The following is a 19,543-nucleotide window of genomic DNA, read 5'->3' as shown; positions in this document are numbered from 1 at the left end:
TGAAGAGGAGCTTTCATGCTGGAGTACCTGACTCGACTGCTGCGCCGCCTGGTCGGCACCCTCCCTGCAGCCACTTCCCCGCACCAGGCGCCCGGCGCCTCACCCGTTACCGATGGAGCGACCACGATGAGCAAAATAACAACCATTGCCGATGTCCGCCGCCACTTCCTCAACAACAAGGAGCCGATCTACTTCATCTCGGCTACCAACTTCAACCTGCTGGGGATCGGTGACTGGGTGGGCAATTTCCGCCATATCAACTATATCGACTGCTTCGAGGGGCAGCAGCGCAACGTCTTCGTGCCCAAGGAGAAGTTCCCCCGCGACTTCGAGAGCATCGAGGACATCAACAACTATCTCCTCGAGCACAAGGAGGTGATCGACTTCATCCAGTCGCGGGCAGATGGCGAGAATGCCGGCGTGGCGGCCTTCCTGATGTTCGACGAGCACACCGAGGAGGTCTGCAAGCAGTTGGGGCTCAAGGTGGCCTTCCCGCCGGCGGCGCTGAGAAACCGCATGGACAACAAGATCGAGACCGTGCGCATCGGCAACAAGGCCGGCGTGCCCAGCGTGCCCAACGTGCTGGCCAAGGTCGGCAGCTATCAGGAGCTCTGCGAGGTGAGCAAGGAGCTAGGCACTGACCTGGTGGTGCAGACCGCCTTCGGCGACTCCGGCCATACCACCTTCTTCATCGCCAGCGAGGACGACTACTACAAGCACGCCGAGGAGATCGAGGCCGAGCCCGAGGTCAAGATCATGAAGCGTATCAACTGCCGCGGCTCGGCCATCGAGGCCTGTGCCACCCGCTGCGGCACCGTGGTGGGGCCGCTGATGACCGAGCTCGTCGGCTTCAAGACGCTGACCCCCTACAAGGGCGGCTGGTGCGGCAACGAGATGTTCGCCGGCGCCTTCGACCAGTCGATCCGCGACAAGGCGCGCGAGTACACCTTCCAGTTCGGCGAGGCGCTCCGCGAGGAGGGCTACCGCGGCTACTTCGAGCTCGACTTCCTGATCGACATGGACAACGGCGAGGTCTACCTCGGCGAGCTCAACCCGCGGGTCACCGGGGCCAGCTCGCTGACCAACGTGGCCGCTTTCGCCCACTCCGACATTCCGCTGTTCCTCTTCCACCTGCTGGAGTTCTCGGATGTCGAGTTCGACCTCGACATCAACGAGATCAACGAGCGCTGGGCCCACCCCGACAGCGTCGACAGCTGGAGCCAGCTGGTAATCAAGCATACCGACGAGAGCGTCGACCTGCTCACCGCCGCACCGCGCACCGGGGTGTGGAGGATGGCCGCCGACGGCAGCGTCAGCTATGACCACTACAGCTACCACCCCCATGCCGCCGAGAACGACAGCGAGGGCTTCTTCCTGCGCATCAGCGGCACAGGGGACTTCCGCTACGAGGGGGCCGACCTGGGCATCCTGATCACCCGGGGGCGGCTGATGGATGATGACTTCCAGCTGACCGAGCGCGCCAAGGCGTGGATCGACGGCATCCGCGGGCAGTACGCCGGCCAGTCGCTGCAGGACCCGGTGGTGGCGGAGGTGGCCGTCAGCCATGCCGTCGGCGGCGGCAACTTCAAGATCCTGTGAGTTCCGGGACCGTTTCCCTTTCGCCCCGGGAGGTGCCTGCGGCCGACATGGACAAGATGCTCGATTTCCGCACCGTGCACGAGGCCAAGGCCGGCCCGCGGTGGCAGGCGCTCTTCGAGTACCACTGGCCGGCCTATGAGCAGTGGTACCTCAGCGAGGGGGAGCGCGAGCGGCCGGGGTATCTCGCCTGCTACAACGCCCTGCGCCGGCACATGCCGGAGCTGCTCGGGACCTATCGGGCGCTCTGCGAGTTGGCCGGCGGCGGTGACCTGGCCGCGCGCTTCCTGAGCCTCTACCAGCCGCCGCCCTATATCACCGGCTGTTCCCAGGCGGTGCTCGCCAGCCCCGCCTCCACGGTGCTGGCGCGCAACTACGACTACCCGCCGGAGCTGTGCGAGGGCACGATCCTCTATACCCACTGGAACGAGCGGCGGGTGATCGCCATGTCCGACTGCCTGTGGGGCGTGCTCGACGGGATGAATGACCGCGGGCTTGCCGTGTCGCTGGCCTTCGGTGGGCGCAAGGCGGTGGGTGAGGGCTTCGGTGCGCCGATCATCCTGCGCTACATCCTCGAGTTCTGCGACAGCGTGCCCGAGGCGGCCGAGGTGCTGGCGCGGGTGCCCACCCACATGGCCTACAACATCACCGTGGCCGACGCCGCCGGCCGCTACGTGACGGCGATGATCGGCCCGGATCGCCGCGCCAGCATCCGCCGCGTGCCGGTGGCCACCAACCACCAGAAGAAGATCGAGTGGTATGCCCATGCCCTGGCCTCGGAGACCCTGATCCGCGAGCGCCAGCTGTCGATCCTGGTGGACGACGAGACCACTACCGAGGAGCGGCTGATCGCGGCCTTCTCTGCCCCGCCGCTGTTTCGCCACGACTACCGGCGTGGCCTGGGGACCGTCTATACCGCGGTCTACCGCCCCCGCTCGGGGCGCGCCCAGTTCCACTGGCCGGGGATGAACCTGGACCTGAGTTTCGACGACTTTCCCGAGGAGCGGATCACCGTGCGCTACGGCAGCCGCGGGCTGCATAGCGGCTGACCGAACGATCGATTTCCCCTCGACAACAAGAGCAAGGATGGGTGTTGCCATGCCAGAGACGAGTCATACCGAGACGCCCTATACCGCCCTGGGTTTCTATCACAAGATCTCCCAGCTGCGTGCCGACACCTGGAATGCGCTGAAGCGTGACCTTGGGCAGCTGGTGCGCCTGAACGACGACAGTCGGGCCAAGAACCTGGTCAAGGCCGTCGACATCAAGCTGACGCGGCTCGAGATCATCGAGGACTACCACGCCTTCCCCTCCAAGGAGGACTTCCGCCATCTCTGGTCGCTGTTCGACCGCGGGGAGTACGGGCTGCTGGAGAAGGTGGTCAAGCGTCTGGTACGGGCGCTGATCAGTGAGTCCTACCGGCGGCGCCATGTGGATCTCTCCGAGACCGACGCCGATGCCGAGGATATGGAGACCCTCGATGCCCTGGCGCAGCTGCGCCGCGGACACCCGGCGTCGAACAGCTCGGCCCAGCCCTACTTCGAGCTGCTGATTGTCGATAACCTGTCGGCGCCGGAAGAGGAGGTGGTTCGTGAGGCCTTCCACAACATGCGTCGCCCCGAGGATCGCTTCGTCTATGACGTGGTCACGGTGCGCAGCTTCGAGGATGCGCTGATCGCGGTGCTGGTCAACCCCAACATCCAGGCCTGCCTGATCCGCTATGAATTTCCCTACAAGTCGAAGTACAACCTCAGCGCCCTGCGCAGCTACCTTGAAGGCCTCTCGGAGAAGGTGCTGGAGAACCAGTCCGAGGCCGAGCGCAGCATCCTGCTGAGCAGCATGATTCACGAGCTGCGCCCCGAGATCGACCAGTTCCTGGTCACCAGCGGCGACGTGGAGGCCACGGCCAGTCGCGATATCCGTCACTTCAATCGTATCTTCTACCGCGAGACGGACTACATCGAGCAGCACCACACCATCCTGCGCGCCATCGACAACCGCTATCGCACCCCCTTCTTCGATGCGCTGCGCGAGTACAGCAAGAAGCCCACCGGGGTCTTCCATGCCATGCCCATCTCGCGGGGCAAGTCGATCACCCGTTCCCACTGGGCCGGGCAGATGATCGACTTCTACGGCATCAACATCTTCCTGGCCGAGACCTCGGCCACCTCCGGCGGGCTGGATTCCCTGCTGCAGCCCTACGGGCCGATCAAGAAGGCCCAGGAGTACGCCGCCCGGGCCTTCGGTGCGCGGCAGAGCTTCTTCGTCACCAACGGCACCTCCACCGCCAACAAGATCGTGGTGCAGGCGCTGATCAAGCCCCGCGATATCGTGCTGATCGACCGCGACTGCCACAAGTCGCACCACTACGGCATGGTGCTGGCCGGCGCCCACGTCAGCTACCTCGACTCCTATCCGCTCGACGACTACTCCATGTACGGAGCGGTACCGCTCAAGGAGATCAAGAAGACGCTGCTTGGTTACAAGCGTTCGGGCCAGCTGCACAAGGTCAAGATGCTGCTGCTGACCAACTGCACCTTCGACGGCGTGGTCTACAACGTGCGCCGGGTGATGGAGGAGTGCCTGGCAATCAAGCCCGACCTGGTGTTCCTGTGGGACGAGGCGTGGTTCGCCTTCGCCGGCTTCAACCCCACCTATCGGCCGCGGACCGCCATGCACGCCGCGCGTACCCTGCGCGACCGTTACCGCAGCGAGGCCTATCGCGAGGAGTACGACGCCTGGAAGGCGGAGTTCGACGCCCTCGACCCCGACGACGATGCCACCTGGCTCGACCGGCCCCTGCTGCCCGACCCCGACACGGTGCGCATCCGCGCCTATGCCACCCACTCTACCCACAAGACCCTGACCTCGCTGCGCCAGGGGTCGATGATTCATGTCTGGGACCAGGACTATCGCCAGAAGGTCGAGGCGCCGTTCCACGAGGCCTACATGACCCATACCTCGACCTCGCCCAACTACCAGATCATCGCCTCGCTGGATGTGGGGCGCATGCAGGCCGAGATGGAGGGCTTCGAGCTGGTGCACGCCCAGGTGGAGGCGGCGCTGTCGCTGCGCGAGCAGCTCTATACCCACCCGCTGCTGCAGAAGTACTTCCGGGTACTGATCAACAAGGACATGGTGCCGCTGGAGTACCGGCAGTCGGGGGTCGAGACCTTCTATGACCCGGTCACCGGCTGGAACAAGATGGAGGAGGCCTGGGCCAACGACGAGTTCGTCGTCGACCCCAGCCGCATCACCATCGCCATCGGCGCCACGGGCATCGACGGGGATACCTTCAAGAACGAATACCTGATGAACAAGTACGGGATCCAGATCAACAAGACCTCGCGCAACACCGTGCTGTTCATGACCAACATCGGTACCACCCGGGGCTCGATCGCCTACCTGCTCGACGTGCTGCTCAAGCTGGCCAAGGAGTTCGAGTATCGCTGGGAGGAGAGCAGCCGCCCGGAGCGCAAGATCATCGAGAACCGGGTCCACTCGTTGACCAAGGAGCTGCCGCCGCTGCCGGACTTCAGCCGCTTCCACGATGCCTTCCGCCCCAACCCCGGCGGCAGCACGCCGGAGGGCGACATCCGCCAGGCCTACTTCCTCAGCTACGACGACGAGAACACCGAGTACCTGCGCTTCGACAACGGTGAGCTCCAGGCCCAGATGCGCAGTGGCCGCGACGTGGTCTCGGCGAGCTTCGTGATCCCCTACCCGCCGGGCTTTCCGGTGCTGGTGCCGGGGCAGGTGGTCAGCGAGGAGATCCTCTACTTCCTGCAGGCCCTGGACGTCACCGAGATCCACGGCTATCGCCCGGAGCTCGGCCTGCTGGTCTTCACCGAGGAGGCCCTGCGCAACCCGCCGGCGGGGTGATAAGAGGCTCTGAGGTCACGACGTCGCGCATGCAATGCCGCAATACGCTGCAGATTTGTCGTAGTTGGCTTATCCGCTCGCGGCAGTTCAGCGAAAGGTCCCGGGGCGCCGGACCTGCGAGGGGGCGGTGGCCCCCTCCACGTTCTGTCTGCCTCCTGTGCCTCTTGCTGAACCCGACCGCGATAGCCCTGGTATACACTGCGATTCTATTGAATTTCCAGCGACCCTTGTGTATTATTCTTGACGATTGATCAATAATTGATACTACATAATGTAAAATAAATTGAGAAGTGGGTTTTTAAAGGGTTTATTTAAAAAATAATGGCTGCTCTTGATTGTTTCGTGATAATCCGATGAAAATTAACTTATATCGTGATGGTCCGAAATTGTCAGTAATCCACATGACGACAGAGTTTAGCAGCGTGTAATTATTATTTAAAACATGTTGTTTCATTCTTTCGTTTTCTATATTTGCCGACTTGGCTTAATATAGAGTGCAGATACTCCCCTGTGTTGCCGGGTCTTGTCTTCACTTATTAGTTGTGAGCATGGTTGCCAGATTGGCAATCTCCAATTAAAAGTGACAGTACGGAGTCCTGATAAGTGTTAAAATACGCGATACTTTCGGTATCATTGATAACAGTGATGGCTGGGGCGATGATTGCACCAGCCATTGCTTCCATTGCGGCGGCATTTCCCAATGCTTCCGACTTCCAGATCAACCTGCTGACTTCCCTGCATGCCGGGTTGGTCGTTCCCTTTTCCTTCATTTCCGGTTTCCTCGCCAAGCACTACTCCAAGAAATCGATCCTGATCGTTTCGTTGGTTATGTATCTGGTGGGTGGGATTGGTGGATCGCTCTCCGATTCCATGATGTTCATGTTGGGAACCCGCGTCCTGCTGGGTATCTCGATCGGTCTGATGATTCCTCTCTCGATTACGCTCATCTCCGATTATTATGAGGGGGAGGAGCGGACTAGGACCCTGGGTCTGCAGAGTGCAGCCACCAACCTTGGTGGTATCATCGCCATCGTCGTGTCCGGCGTGCTGGCCTTGCAGGGATGGCGTTTTTCCTTCATGGCCTATGGTCTTGCGGCGTTCGTGCTGCTGCTTGTGGTCTTCTTCTTGCCGCGCAAGGCGCCTCCCCAGCATACCAGTGAAGCCGGCGAGAAGAGCAGTTTCGATGCTCGCGTGTTCCTGCTCGCCGTGTACATGATCCTGACGTTCGTGGTCTTCTTCGGGATACCCTCGAACATGTCGCTTTACCTGAGCGAACTGCATATCACCAATACCGTCGTCAACGGCTTGGTCATTGCAGTATGTTCAGTAGGTGGTTTTCTTGGCGGCATGTCGGTGGCATTCTTCCGTCGCGTCCTGAAGTCGCTCTTCGTGCCGTTGCAGGTCGTCTACATGGCTATCGGTTTCGGCATGATTGCCTTCCTGAACGAATATATCGTGCTGCTGGGCATCGGTGTGCTGGTACTTGGTTTCGGTTACGGGAGCACGGTGCCGATCATCTTCGACAGCGCAACCAAGATCACGACCGGGGCGGCTCGTGCAATGGCTACCGCTATCCTGGTCAGCAGTATCTATCTCGGCCAGTTCATCTCGCCGGTATTGCTGGGCCTGGTAAGTCGCTTGTTCGGTGATGGCAGTGTCTATTTCTCCTATACCGCCATGGCTATCGCGCTGATCTTCGTGGCGGTATTGCTTCTGGCGGAACGCGCCATGCACTTTTCTGGCCTCAAGAAGTGGTTGTCTCGCAGCGGCTCAAGTCATGCGCTGAGTGAAATCTCCAAGATGAATGTGACCCTCAAGGACCGTGTCGACCTGCTGTCACAGCAGCTCGATGAGGTGAGTCGCAAGCATGAAGCCGACAACAGGGCTCAGCTCAAGATGCTGGAACAGCTGCATCGGCAGCTTGCCAGTTATCCGGGGCACGATGAGAGCCGTTGATCGGCAGCGAGACCGAGCCCCGCGATGGCGGGGATGTCTCGGTGCCCGAACTGAAGGGGTGCCGAGCGATATTGCGAGGAGAGCGAGATGACACGACACATTATTGCCAGCATCGATGACTCGGACATGATGCCTGCCGTTTGCGATGCCGCCGCCTGGGCCAGCAAGCGTATCGGCGTGCCGATGACGCTGCTTCATGTGATCGAGAACATGCAAGCCGCCCGGGAACAAGAGGCGATGAAGGACACTGCCCTGGGCGACAAGATGCAGGCCCTGGATACGCGCCAGCTCGATCTGCTGAGAGAGCGTGCCGAACTCGTACTGGAGCAGGCGAGCCAGCATTGTGCCGACGACGTGAGCCTGCAGCCACTGCGCCGACTCGAGGAAGGGGTCCTGGTCGAGGTGCTGGCCTCACTGGAAGACGAGATGCGTCTGCTGATTCTCGGCAAGCACGGTGCGACGACTCCGGAAGGTCATCTGGGGGGGAATATCGTGCGCGTTATCCGTGCACTGCATCGACCGATACTGATCGTTCAGGAGAGTTTCCGGAAGCCACGGCGCATCATGCTGGCATTCGATGGCAGCAAGACGACCGTCAAGGGGGTTCAGATGGTCGCCGACAGCCCCTTGCTGGACGGTGTCGAATGTGACGTCGTCATGGTCGGGGGGGAAACCGATGAGCATCGTGAGCAGATGGAGTGGGTTCGCCATACCCTGGAGGGAGGGAGCATTCCCGTGCGGACCTTCCTCCTGCCGCGTCAGGATACTGACCAGGCACTGGTCGACTACGCCTGTGAAAATGATATCGACATGATGATCATGGGTGCCTACGGGCATTCGCGTATCCGTCATCTGCTGGTGGGTAGCATCACGGGCTCGGTGCTGCTCAATGCTCCCTGCTCGTTGCTGGTGCTGCGCTGATCTCGATCCACCGGGAACGCGGCGGCGTCACCTTGAAAGGGTGGCGCCGTCTTGTTTTTGTGGCCAGGAAAAATCGATCATCAATGTGGAAGGCACAAAAAATCCCGGCGGATTCCAGGGATGAAACAAAAACTCTGTGTCCGTCACCTCCTCTATCATGACGCCATCGAGCCGCCCTGGGACGTCATCAACAGGCGGCTCGCACGTTTTTTTCTTTTTTCGGCGCCCAGAGCCGCGCCGGAATATCGCCGGCGTTGATACATGCCGGTGCGTCAGGGGAGGTACCGTATGACTCTTTCCAGCAAACTCAGCGATCCGCGTCTGTTTCGTCAGTATGCCTACGTCGACGGCAAGTGGACCCATGGCGAGGGCGGCCGCGAGGAGGCCGTGTTCGATCCGGCCACCGGCGAGGCGCTGGGGCACATTCCCTGGCTGGAGGCCCACCAGATCACCGCGGCCGTGGATGCCGCCGAGGCGGCCTTCGTGCACTGGCGCGCGCTGCGCGCCGACGAGCGCTGCGAGCGGCTGCTGGCCTGGTACGATCTGCTGCAGGCCCATCGCGAGGACCTCGCCACCCTCATGACCCTGGAGCAGGGCAAGCCGCTGCCCGACGCCCGCGGCGAGGTGGAATACGGCGCGAGCTTCGTGCGCTGGTTCGCCGAGGAGGGCAAGCGCACCTTCGGCCAGACCATCCCCAGTCCCATTCCCAATGCCTCTCTTGGCACCATCAAGGAGCCGGTGGGCATCGCCGCCCTGATCACCCCGTGGAACTTCCCGCTGGCGATGATCACCCGCAAGGCCGCCGCCGCCATGGCCGCCGGCTGCACGGTGATCGTCAAGCCGGCCGGGGAGACGCCGTTCTCGGCGCTGGCACTGGCGGAGCTCGCCGAGCGCGCCGGCATCCCGGCCGGGGTGTTCAACGTGGTGCTGGGCGACCCGCCCGAGGTGTCGCGGATCCTGTGCGGCGAGGACCGCGTCAAGGCGCTCTCCTTCACCGGCTCCACCCGGGTAGGCCGGCTGCTGCTCGAGCAGTGCGCCAACACCGTCAAGCGCGTCTCGCTGGAGCTGGGGGGGAATGCGCCCTTCATCGTCGGGCCGGACATGGACCCCAGGGAGGCGGCCTTCGCCGCGGTGGCGGCGAAGTTCCAGACCGCCGGCCAGGACTGCCTCGCCGCGGACCGCATCCTGGTCCACGAGTCGATCCACGACGAGTTCGTTGCGCACTTCGCCGAGCGCATGGCGGCGCTGACCGTGGGCAACGGCCTGGAGGGCGAGATCGACCTGGGGCCGCTGATCCATCGCCAGGCGGTGGAGAAGGCCGCGGCCATCGTCGACGACGCCCTTTCCAAGGGCGCCACCCTGGTGGCCGGCGACCAGAGCCAGGCCCCGGGCGAGAACTTCTTCATGCCGGTGCTGCTCACGGGCGTGACCCACGACATGAAGATCTGGCACGAGGAGAGCTTCGCCCCGGTGGCCGGCATCACCGCCTATGCCAACGATGACCAGGTCATCGAGATGGCCAACGACACCGAGTACGGCCTGGCAGCCTACATCTACACCCACGACATCCGCCGCATCTGGAAGATCATGCGCGCGCTGGAGTTCGGCATGGTCTCGGTCAACTCGGTGAAGATGACCGGCCCGCCCGTGCCCTTCGGCGGCGTCAAGCACTCCGGCCTCGGCCGCGAGGGCGGGGTGACCGGCATCGACGAGTACCTCGAGACGAAGTACTACTGCCTGGGTGCCCTCGGCTCGGTCTCCGGCAGCTGATTGCCCGACCACATTGATGAACCTTCTCCCCGGCGGGATGCCGGGGAGCACGAGAAAAGAGAGAACGAGATGAACCAGCAGCACCAGGACCTGATCGCCCGCGACCGCAAGGTGACCTTCCACGCCTCCACCCACCTGCGCGACTTCGCCCATGGCGACGCGCCGGGGCGCGTGATCACCGGCGGCAAGGGGATCCATATCGTCGACAAGGATGGCCGCGAGTTCATCGACGGCTTTGCCGGCCTCTACTGCGTCAACATCGGCTATGGCCGCACCGAGGTAGCCGAGGCCATCTATGAGCAGGCCCTGAAGATGTCCTACTACCACACCTATGTGGGGCACTCCAACGAGCCGCAGATCGCCCTGTCCGAGAAGATCCTCGAGCTCGCCGGTCCCGGTATGTCCAAGGTCTACTACGGCATGTCCGGCAGTGATGCCAACGAGACCCAGCTCAAGATCGTGCGCTACTACAACAACGTGCGCGGCCTGCCGCAGAAGAAGAAGGTCATCTCGCGGATGCGTGGCTACCACGGCTCCGGTATCGCCTCGGGCTCGCTGACCGGCCTCAAGGCCTTCCATGACCACTTCGACCTGCCCATCGACACCATCCGCCACACCGAGGCGCCGTTCTACTACCAGCGCGCCGCCGAGCTCGAGGGCATGACCGAGCGCGAGTTCTCGAAGCACTGCGCAACGAAGCTCGAGGAGATGATCCTCGCCGAGGGGCCGGAGACCGTGGCCGCCTTCATCGGCGAGCCGGTGCTCGGCACCGGGGGCATCGTGCCGCCGCCGGAAGGCTACTGGAACGAGATCCAGGAGGTGCTGGCCAGGTACGACGTGCTGCTGATCGCCGACGAGGTGGTGTGTGGCTTTGGGCGCATCGGCAGCGACTTCGGCAGCCACTTCTACGGCATCAAGCCCGACCTCATAACTGTCGCCAAGGGCCTGACCAGCGCCTACCAGCCGCTCTCCGGGGTGATCGTCGGCGACCGCGTGTGGCAGGTGCTGGAACAGGGCACCGGCGAGTTCGGCCCGATCGGCCACGGCTGGACCTACTCCGGCCATGCCCTGGGCTGTGCCGCGGGCCTGGCCAACCTGGCGATCATCGAGCGCGAGGGCCTGACGGGGAATGCCCGTGATACCGGCGCCTACCTGCAGCAGCAGATGCAGGACGCCTTCGGCGACCATCCCATCGTCGGCAACGTGCGCGGCGTGGGCATGCTGGCGGCACTGGAGTTCGCCGCCGACCCGAGCCGTCGCACGGCCTTCGACCCGGCGCTGAAGGTCGGGCCGCGCATCGCCGCCGCGGCGATGCAGGAGAACCTGATCGCCCGCGCCATGCCCCAGGGGGATATCCTGGGCTTCGCGCCGCCGCTGACCACCAGCCGCGAGGAGGTCGACGAGATCGTCGCGCGAACCCGTCACGCCGTGGACGCGGTGCTCGACGAGCTGGTCCGCGAGGGGGCCGTCAATGCGGTGGCGGACACGGTCGCCTGACGGCTGGCCCGATCCCGGCACCAGCGGGAGGCCGTAACCCTGAGCGTCGCCGCGGGCCTGCCCGCGGCGACGCCGTTGGCGTGGAGGAGACGATGCACGATCACGGTGTCTCCCTGGAGATGCTCTACCAGGCGCGACGGCGCATCGTCGGCGAGGTGGTGCGCCCGCCGCTGGTGCGTTCGGCGGCGCTGTCGGCGCGCTTCGATGCCGACATCCGGCTCAAGCTCGAGACCTGCCAGCCCACCGGCGCCTTCAAGCTGCGAGGCGCCGTCAACATGCTCGCCGCGCTGATCGAGGAGCGCGGCCGCGAGGCACTGGCGGCCGGGGTGGTGACGGCTTCCACCGGCAACCACGGCCGGGCGCTGGCGTACGCCGCCGCACGGCTTGGCGTGCCGGCGGTGGTCTGCCTCTCGCGGCTGGTGCCGGCCAACAAGGTTGCCGCCATCGAGGCGCTGGGTGCCGAGGTGCGACGCGTCGGGGCCAGCCAGGACGCGGCATTCGCGGAGGTCGATCGGCTGGTGAGCGAGCGCGGCATGACCCTGATCCCGCCCTTCGACGATCCGCGCGTCGTGGCCGGGCAGGGCACCATCGGCCTCGAGCTCATGGAGGACTGCCCGGACCTGGACCGGGTCATCGTCGGGCTCTCCGGCGGTGGCCTGCTGGGCGGCATCGGCGCGGCCGTGAAGGCGATTCGCCCCGCCTGCCGGGTCACCGGGGTGAGCCTGTCCCATGGTGCGGCCATGTGGGAGAGCCTGAAGGCCGGCCATCCCGTAGCGGTGGAGGAGGTCGAGAGCCTTGGCGACTCCCTGGGCGGCGGCATCGGGCGCGACAATCGCTGCACCCTCAGTCTGGTGCGCGAGGTGATGGACGACCACGTCCAGGTCTCCGAGCGCGCCATCGCCGCGGCCATGGTCGAGATCCTCGAGGAGGAGAAACGGCTGGTGGAGGGCGCCGCCGCCGTGGGCCTGGCGGCCATCGCGGAGCATGGCCTGGACGTTCGGGGCCAGCGCGTGGCGCTGATCCTCTCCGGCAACGCGGTCTCCCTCTCGACCCTCGACCGGGCGCGGGCGCTGGCCGGACGCTGAGCGGCGCCGAGCGCCGAGCGCCGAGCGCCGCGTAGCAAGTAGCAAGGGGATTGCGAATCCTTGCGACTTGTCACTTTCTCATCGAGCCTTGGCTTGGCAGCTTGGCAGCTTGGCAGCTTGGCCCTTGCTTCTGGAGGTCCCCATGCAGCTCTTTCATCGCGATGCCATCGAAGGTGCCGTGGGCATCGACGGCGATGCCCTGGCCGCCGTGGAGGCGGGTTTCGCCGCCCTGGGGCGTGGCGAGGTGGTGCAGCCGCCGATCCTCTCCATGGCCATCGAGGAGGCCAACGGCGAAGTCGACGTCAAGACCGCGCATATCCGCGGTGCCGAGTGCTTCGCCATCAAGGTCAGCCCCGGCTTCTTCGACAACCCGACGCTGGGCTTGCCGAGCCTCAACGGCCTGATGATGGTGTTCTCGGCGAAGACCGGGCTGGTGGAGGCCGTGCTCTTCGATGAGGGGTATCTCACCCAGGTGCGCACCGCGCTGGCCGGCGCCATCGCCGCCAGGCACCTGTCGCGGGAGAACAGCCGCCGGGTCGCGGTACTCGGCGCCGGTGAGCAGGCCGAGCGCCAGGTGCAGGCGCTGCGCCTGGTGCGCGACCTCGATACCCTGGACGTCTGGGCCCGTCGCCGGGAAGGGGCGGAGGCCTACGCCGAGCGGTTGCGCGGCACGGGCCTGACGGTGAACGTCCATGATGACGTGGCCGAGGCCTGTGCCGCGGCCGATATCATCGTTACCGCCACCCCGTCGCGCACCCCGCTGCTGCATGCCCGCGACCTGCCCGCGGGTGTGCATGTCACCGCCATGGGCTCGGACAGTCCGCAGAAGCGCGAGCTGGATGCCTCGGTGCTGACCCGCGCCGACGCCTTTGTCTGCGATACCCGTGCCCAGAGTGAAGGCAACGGTGAGCTCAAGGCGTTCGAGGGCGGGGAAGTGCCCTTCAAGGTCCATGAGCTGGGCCGGGTGGTCGCCGAGGGGCAGCGTCTGCGCCTGACGGACGACACGCTGACGGTGTGCGACCTCACCGGCACCGGCGTCCAGGATACCGCCATCGCCGACTTCGCCCTGTCGAGGCTCCTGTCTGGCTGAGCCTCTTCATCGCAGGTCGACTTGTCGCGGCGGGGCGCCTGGCGCAGGCTGGGAGCTTTAACCGATGGAAGGAGCAAGGGGATGGCAACGGTACTCGCCTTCGATGTCTACGGAACCCTGATCGACACCCATGGCGTGGTCGCCGAGCTCGAGCAGCGCCTCGCCGGGCAGGACCGTTCGGACCTGGCCCCGGAGTTCTCGCGGCGCTGGCGCGACAAGCAGTTGGAGTACAGCTTCCGGCGCGGCCTGATGGGTGCCTACGTGGACTTCTCCCACTGTACCCGCGAGGCGCTGGAGTTCACCGACCGTGCCCTGCAGACGCGCTTCTCGGAGACCGACAAGGACCACCTGATGGGGGTCTACGCCCGGCTGCCGGCCTTTCCCGAGGCGTCGGCCGCACTGGATCGCCTCGCCGAGGCGGGAGTCCGCTGCGTGGCCTTCTCCAACGGCAGTCGTGAGGCGGTCGAGGGGCTGTTGGCGCAGGCCGGGATCCGCGAGCGCTTCGAGACGGTGGTCAGCGTCGACGAGGTCAAGCGTTTCAAGCCCGACCCAGCGGTCTACGCCCACCTCCGTTACCGGCTCGAGAGCGAGCCCGGCGATACCTGGCTGATCTCCAGCAACCCCTTCGACGTCATCGGCGCCCGCCATGCCGGACTGCATGCCGCCTGGGTGCGCCGCACCCCCGATGCGCCCTTCGACCCCTGGGGGATCGAGCCGGACATCACGGTCAGCGACCTCGATGCCCTGGCCGAGCGGCTGGGGTAGCAGAAAAACGCCCCGCGACCGGTCGCGGGGCGTTCTGGCAGGACGGTCAGGTGGCGAGGCTACTCGGCCAGTTCGCCGACGCTGACGGTGCCGCGATCGGCTAACTGCACGGGGCGCTCGTCGTCGCGAGTCCAGGCGGCCATGGAGCCGTCGTACATGGTGGCGTTCTCAAGCCCACCGATCTCGCTGAGCTGGAACCAGCCGCTGGCGGCCCAGTGGCCGGTGTTGCAGAAGGCCACGGTGGGCGCCTCGCGGTCGAGCCCGAGCGCGTCGATGCGGGCCTTCAGCGAGTCCGACTGCAGGTAGTAGGCCCCGTCGCGCGCCTCGAGGCTGCCATCGTGGGGCAGGTTCACCGAGCCCGGGATGGTGCCCGGCACGCGGGCGGCAGGTGACTGGGTCTCGCCGGTGAAGAAGGCCGGCGGCCGGGCATCCACCAGTGCTTCGCCGTCCTCACGGGCCGCTTCCACCTCCTCGGTGGTGGCCAGCAGCTGCTCCTGTAGCGTGGCCGAGAAATCGACCGTCTCGGGGTCGCTCGCCGAGCCGCTGGCGATCTCGAAGCCCTGCTGCTCCCAGCCGGCGAAGCCCCCGTTGAGGATCGTCACCTCGTCGTGCCCGAGGGCCTTGAAGGTCCAGTAGATGCGGGCGGCGCTGCCGAAGTCGGTGGGTCCGGTGCCGGCCGAGACCACGACCACGGTGTCCTCGTTGTCGATGCCCAGCCCACCGATCAGGCTCTCCAGCTCCTCGACATCGGGCAGCAAGCCGGCCACGCCGTCGCGCTCCTCGCGCCAGCCGGCATCGGTGTAGCTGCTGTAGCGGCTGCCGGGGATGCGGGCCGCCTCGAAGCTCTCGCGGTCGCCGCCGTCATCGATGGCGGAGCGGACGTCGAGCACCACCAGGTCGTCGCTGCCCAGCTGTTCGTCGAGCCATTCGGCCTCGACCAAGGGGGAGGGGTGCAGGGCGTGGGCCGGGCCGGCGATGGCCAGGGCGCCGGCGGCCAGTAGCAGTCGGGATCGCATGGGAAATCTCCTCGTCAGGGATGGAGCTTGCTGCCCATGCTGCACCGGGTTGGCGCTCCCTCGCCAAGAATGCTTCCTGACACATCTAGTGCATTAAGTTATATGTAAACTTTTTTTTATCCCTTTATCCGCCTTTCGGCGGCCTCTCAGCCCTTCCAGGCGTGGCCGGCGAAGGCCTCGTCGAGTTCCGGGTGGTTGACGTGGTTGGCATAGTTGGAGAGCGTCTTGACCGCCAGGGCCAGCACGATCTGCAGCACTTGCTGCTCCTCGAAGCCGGCATCCAGGAAGGCCTTGACGTCCGCCTCGCCGGGCTTGCCCCGGGTCTCGAACATCACCCGGGTGAACTCGGCGAGGGCCGCCAGGCGTGCGTCGGGAATCGGCTGGTCGTTGCGGATCGCCTCCAGGACATCGGCCGGCACGTCCGACATCTTCTCACCCAGCATGCTGTGGGCGGACATGCAGTAGCCGCAGCCGTTGAGTCGGCTGATGGTCAGGAAGACCACCTCCTGCTCGGGCGGCGCGAACCCGGAGTCCTCGCGGAACAGCGTGTAGCCGTGCAGGTAGGTGTCCAGCACGCCGGGCGCCTTGGCCATGCCCTCGTACATGTTGGGCACGAAGCCCAGTTTGGCGTTGGCCTGCTCGAGCAGCGGCTTTGCCTTGGCGTCGGCGTTGTCGAGGGTCTGGGGCGGGAGTTGCAGTTGATAGTCGGCGGACATGGGGTGTGTCTCCTTTGTCGTTTGGGTGCTGCTGTTGCGCCATTTATGGATCGATCGTTCCATAAATGGCGAGAAAAGGTGCGAATCAGCGTCGCAGGCCGTCCAGGAGCAGTTCTACCACCTGGCCGGCTTGCCCGGCATCGACCCCGCTCTTCAACAGGGTCCTGAGCCCGGCCATGCCCATCGTCAGGTAGCTGGCCAGGGCGTCGGCGTCCCGGTCCGGGGCGATGTCGCCCTCCGCCTGGGCCCTTGCCACGGCCTGCCGGAACAGGGCCGTGATGGCGGCGATGCTCTGGCGGGCATGCTGCGAGGGCAGGCCATCGTGCTGGCCGAGCTCGCTGGCGGAGTTGAAGATCAGGCAGCCCAGGGCGGCGCGTTCGCTGCCGGCTTCCTGTGCCGTCTCGCGGAACAGGCCCGCCAGGAAGGCCATGGCCGAGGGCGCTGCCACGAGGCGTCGCCCCAGGCGGCCCACCAGGGACTCGCGATAGCGTCTCAGCGCCTCGAGGAACAGCTGCTCCTTGTTGCCGAAGGCCTGGTAGAGGCTGCTGCGCGAGAGCTGCATGGCCTCGAGCAGGTCCCGGGTCGAAGCGCTTTCGTAGCCACGTGCCCAGAAGACCCGCATGGCGGCGTTGGCAGCCTCGTCGGGGCTGAATGCGATGGGACGTCCTCGTGTCATGTCGCTAAATTTAGTATCGATCGTTCCATAATTCAAGGGGCGACAGATCACGCGCCACTTGCTATCGCTGTAAGGAGCGCGTCGCAGCGTCGACAGAGCATTCAGATACCATGACCCATATCACCACGATCACGATGGCCATCAGGAGATTCCGAGCATGACGGAGCAGCGTTCGCCGACAAGGCGCTTCTGGCTGGGGGGCAAGCGGGCCGCCGAGCAGGAGCGGTTCTTCCGTGAGGCCCTGGAACCCTTGGGCTGGCAGCTCGGCGGCGAGCATGACTGGGATGCCGGCTGGATCACCGGCATGCCGGACGCCGCGCAGTTCCGACGGGTCTCGCCGACGCGCAAGATGAATCATTTCCCGGGCAATGCGGCGCTCACCGTCAAGAGCCGTCTCCACGACAGCCTCGCCACCCTTCGCCAACGCATCCGCGATAGCCATGGGACCGACCATGAGCTCGCCCGGCGGCTGGCGTTCTTTCCCCGTGCCTATGTGATGCCCGATGACTACCACGCGCTGCAGGAGGCCGCCCAGGCCGACCCCGGCCAGCGCTGGATCCTAAAGCCCACCAATGCCTCCAAGGGCAAGGGCGTGCGGGTGCTGAAGGATGTCGCCGAGGCGCCTCTCGCGCAGGACTGGCTGGTACAGGAGTACCTGGCCAACCCCCATACCATCCGCGGCCACAAGTATGTCCTGCGGCTCTATGTGCTGATCTCCTCGCTGGAGCCGCTGCGCGTCTATCTCTACCGCCAGGGCTTCGCCAAGCTTGCCTCCGAACCCTGGGATCCCGAGGATGCCGATAATCCTTACAGCCAGCTCACCAACCCGGACATCAACGCCCTGAACAGCCGTGCCGAGGTGCCGGTGGAGTTTATCGACCTCGACCGCTACCGCCAGTGGCTGCGTGACCAGGGTCACGACGATGCGACCCTCTTCGCTCGCATCGAGGATCTGGTGGCGCTGACCGCGATCTCCGCCGTGGATGCCATGCGACTCCGCACGGCCGAGGCCGGCGCCGATCCGCGTGGCTGCTACGAGCTACTGGGTCTCGACTGCCTGGTGGACGATACCCTCAAGCCGTGGATCCTGGAGTGCAACCTGAGCCCGTCGCTGGGCATCTGTGCCGCCCCGGAGTCCGGAGGGCGCGTCGAGGAGGCCGTCAAGGGCGGGCTGGTGCATGACATGGTCTCGCTGGTCGATATCCCCGGGCAGGCCCTGTCCGGGGCGGGTGCCGCCGAGCAGGACCCGGACCTCACCGCGCGGCTGGTCGCCGAGGCTCAGGCCGAGCAGGCGCGTGCCGGTGGTTTCCTGCGGCTGCTGCCGGCCGCCGAGCCGGAGCGCTACCTGCCCTATTTCACGCTGCCCACCCCGGCCGACCTGCGGTTGGCGGAAGGGCTGACGGGGCGCGCCCTGGCGCCCTCGCGGCTGCAGCGGCGCCACGTCGCGGAACTGGTCGACGAGGAGCGTCTCGCCCTCTATGACACGCGCAGCGGTCGCTACTATCAACCCAACGACACGGCGGCCCTGACCTGGCTGCTGGCGACCGAGGGGCTGGACCCCGATGCCATCGCCGATGAGCTGGCACGCGCCACCAGCGAGGCGGGGGCCCCGGCGGAGCTCTCGGTACTGCGGCGCGATGTGTGGAACACCCTGCACGACTGGTGCCGTGCCGGCCTGCTCTGTCAGCAGGGCATCGTAGCGTCAGCACTGACGGGCGAGTACCAGGCCCATGACCGGCCCGCGCCGGTGTCGCCGCCGGGGCGGGCCATGAGGTTGAGCCTGGACGGCCATCAATGGGCCCTGGATGTGGGCAGCGGCCCCGCCATGGCGCGGTTGACGACATGGTTCGGCGAACGGCTGTCACCGCTTGCCGATGAGGCGGCGAGCCGGCTGCCGCGGTTGGCGGTGCTGCGCGAGTCTGTCGGCTATGCCCTGGCCAGCGACGACCGGCTGCTGGCATCGCGGCTGACGCTGGCGCAGCTGGGCCCGGTGTTGACGGCCCACCTGGTTCGCCAGGCCGCGATGCCCGGCCGCCCGGTGGTCGATGCTGGCCTGCTGATCACGCCGCAGGGCAGTGGGGTGCTCTGCCTGCTCCCCGACGATGAGGAGAGTCGCCTCCTGCTGCGGCGGCTGCTGGAGGCATCGGGGGGCATGCTGACCCGCGGTGTGCGCCTGGACCTCTCGGACCCGGCCATCGCCGACCCCCTGGATTTTCCCCTGCCCGGCGTCGCCGGCCTGGCCCCGGCGGGATTGCCCGAATCCGTGACCCTGCGTGGTGTCCTGCTGCCGGCCGAGGCATCAGCCGACCAGGCCCTCGCCCCGGTCGCCATGCTGGAGGCGCTTGGCGCCCTGCTCCCGAATTGCCTGACCGGCGATGGCCAGGCACTGGATGCCCACAGCGTGACGGTCCTGGGCGACTGGCTCTCCACCCTGGCCGCGTGCGCCCTGAGCACAGGCCCAGAGGCGCCGGATACCGCTGCGCTGGCCGAATGGCTGGTCACCCGGATAGACCCCGTCCCCTCGGTCAACCGTTCCGCCATGGCGAAGGGATGAAAGGGGCACGAGCATCCGG

General features: G+C 65.5%; 14 protein-coding genes. 11 read left to right on the top strand and 3 right to left on the bottom strand.

Annotation, left to right across the window (positions count from 1 at the left end; all coding sequences use genetic code 11):
• Window positions 1–15 precede the first annotated feature (15 nt).
• The 10 genes from M8009_RS08155 (at window position 16) to M8009_RS08110 (ending at window position 14,562) form a co-directional block, all read left to right on the top strand.
• A complete protein-coding gene (locus tag M8009_RS08155; RefSeq protein ID WP_250060328.1) occupies window positions 16–1,599 on the top strand; it encodes a biotin carboxylase in 1,584 nt (527 codons plus the stop codon).
• Between the two features lie 47 nt (window positions 1,600–1,646).
• Window positions 1,647–2,645 carry a C45 family autoproteolytic acyltransferase/hydrolase gene (locus tag M8009_RS08150; RefSeq protein ID WP_250060327.1) on the top strand — a complete coding sequence of 333 codons (999 nt, stop codon included), beginning with the start codon at window positions 1,647–1,649 and terminating at the stop codon, window positions 2,643–2,645.
• A 49-nt stretch (window positions 2,646–2,694) separates the two neighbouring features.
• Window positions 2,695–5,478, top strand: a complete 2,784-nt coding sequence (locus M8009_RS08145) for an aminotransferase class I/II-fold pyridoxal phosphate-dependent enzyme (protein WP_250060326.1) — start codon at window positions 2,695–2,697, stop codon at window positions 5,476–5,478.
• Window positions 5,479–6,081: 603 nt separating this feature from the next.
• Window positions 6,082–7,434, top strand: coding sequence for an MFS transporter (locus M8009_RS08140; protein ID WP_250060325.1), 1,353 nt, complete (start codon window positions 6,082–6,084; stop codon window positions 7,432–7,434).
• A gap of 87 nt (window positions 7,435–7,521) precedes the next feature.
• A complete protein-coding gene (locus tag M8009_RS08135) occupies window positions 7,522–8,355 on the top strand; it encodes a universal stress protein (protein ID WP_250060324.1) in 834 nt (277 codons plus the stop codon).
• A 288-nt stretch (window positions 8,356–8,643) separates the two neighbouring features.
• Window positions 8,644–10,125, top strand: coding sequence for an NAD-dependent succinate-semialdehyde dehydrogenase (locus M8009_RS08130; RefSeq protein ID WP_250060323.1), 1,482 nt, complete (start codon window positions 8,644–8,646; stop codon window positions 10,123–10,125).
• 69 nt (window positions 10,126–10,194) lie between these two features.
• Window positions 10,195–11,622 (top strand): aspartate aminotransferase family protein, encoded by a 1,428-nt coding sequence (locus tag M8009_RS08125; protein ID WP_250060322.1) that lies wholly within the window; start codon window positions 10,195–10,197, stop codon window positions 11,620–11,622.
• A gap of 92 nt (window positions 11,623–11,714) precedes the next feature.
• Entirely contained in the window at window positions 11,715–12,707 is a 993-nt protein-coding gene (gene eutB / locus M8009_RS08120) for a hydroxyectoine utilization dehydratase EutB (RefSeq protein ID WP_250060321.1), read from the top strand.
• Window positions 12,708–12,849: 142 nt separating this feature from the next.
• On the top strand, window positions 12,850–13,797 hold the full coding sequence (locus M8009_RS08115; protein ID WP_250060320.1) for a cyclodeaminase: 948 nt from the start codon (window positions 12,850–12,852) through the stop codon (window positions 13,795–13,797).
• Between the two features lie 81 nt (window positions 13,798–13,878).
• On the top strand, window positions 13,879–14,562 hold the full coding sequence (locus tag M8009_RS08110; protein ID WP_250060319.1) for a haloacid dehalogenase type II: 684 nt from the start codon (window positions 13,879–13,881) through the stop codon (window positions 14,560–14,562).
• A 59-nt stretch (window positions 14,563–14,621) separates the two neighbouring features.
• On the opposite strand, the gene M8009_RS08105 is transcribed toward M8009_RS08110, so the two are convergent.
• The 3 genes from M8009_RS08105 to M8009_RS08095 all read right to left on the bottom strand — a co-directional run bounded on the left by M8009_RS08105 (window position 14,622) and on the right by M8009_RS08095 (window position 16,970).
• Window positions 14,622–15,578, bottom strand: a complete 957-nt coding sequence (locus tag M8009_RS08105; protein ID WP_250060318.1) for a sulfurtransferase — start codon at window positions 15,576–15,578, stop codon at window positions 14,622–14,624.
• 146 nt (window positions 15,579–15,724) lie between these two features.
• The gene (locus tag M8009_RS08100) at window positions 15,725–16,294 is read right to left on the bottom strand and encodes a carboxymuconolactone decarboxylase family protein (RefSeq protein ID WP_250060317.1); all 570 of its coding nucleotides are present in this window, start codon (window positions 16,292–16,294) and stop codon (window positions 15,725–15,727) included.
• Between the two features lie 85 nt (window positions 16,295–16,379).
• Window positions 16,380–16,970 (bottom strand): TetR/AcrR family transcriptional regulator, encoded by a 591-nt coding sequence (locus M8009_RS08095; protein WP_250060316.1) that lies wholly within the window; start codon window positions 16,968–16,970, stop codon window positions 16,380–16,382.
• Window positions 16,971–17,127: 157 nt separating this feature from the next.
• Here M8009_RS08095 and M8009_RS08090 point away from each other — a divergent pair, with 157 nt between their 5' ends.
• Window positions 17,128–19,524 carry a PqqD family peptide modification chaperone gene (locus M8009_RS08090; RefSeq protein ID WP_250060315.1) on the top strand — a complete coding sequence of 799 codons (2,397 nt, stop codon included), beginning with the start codon at window positions 17,128–17,130 and terminating at the stop codon, window positions 19,522–19,524.
• Window positions 19,525–19,543 lie beyond the last annotated feature (19 nt).

The sequence above is a fragment of the Halomonas gemina genome, from assembly GCF_023554995.1.
Taxonomy (GTDB): Bacteria; Pseudomonadota; Gammaproteobacteria; order Pseudomonadales; family Halomonadaceae; genus Halomonas; species Halomonas gemina.
This window is presented reverse-complemented; position numbering and strand designations above follow the sequence as displayed.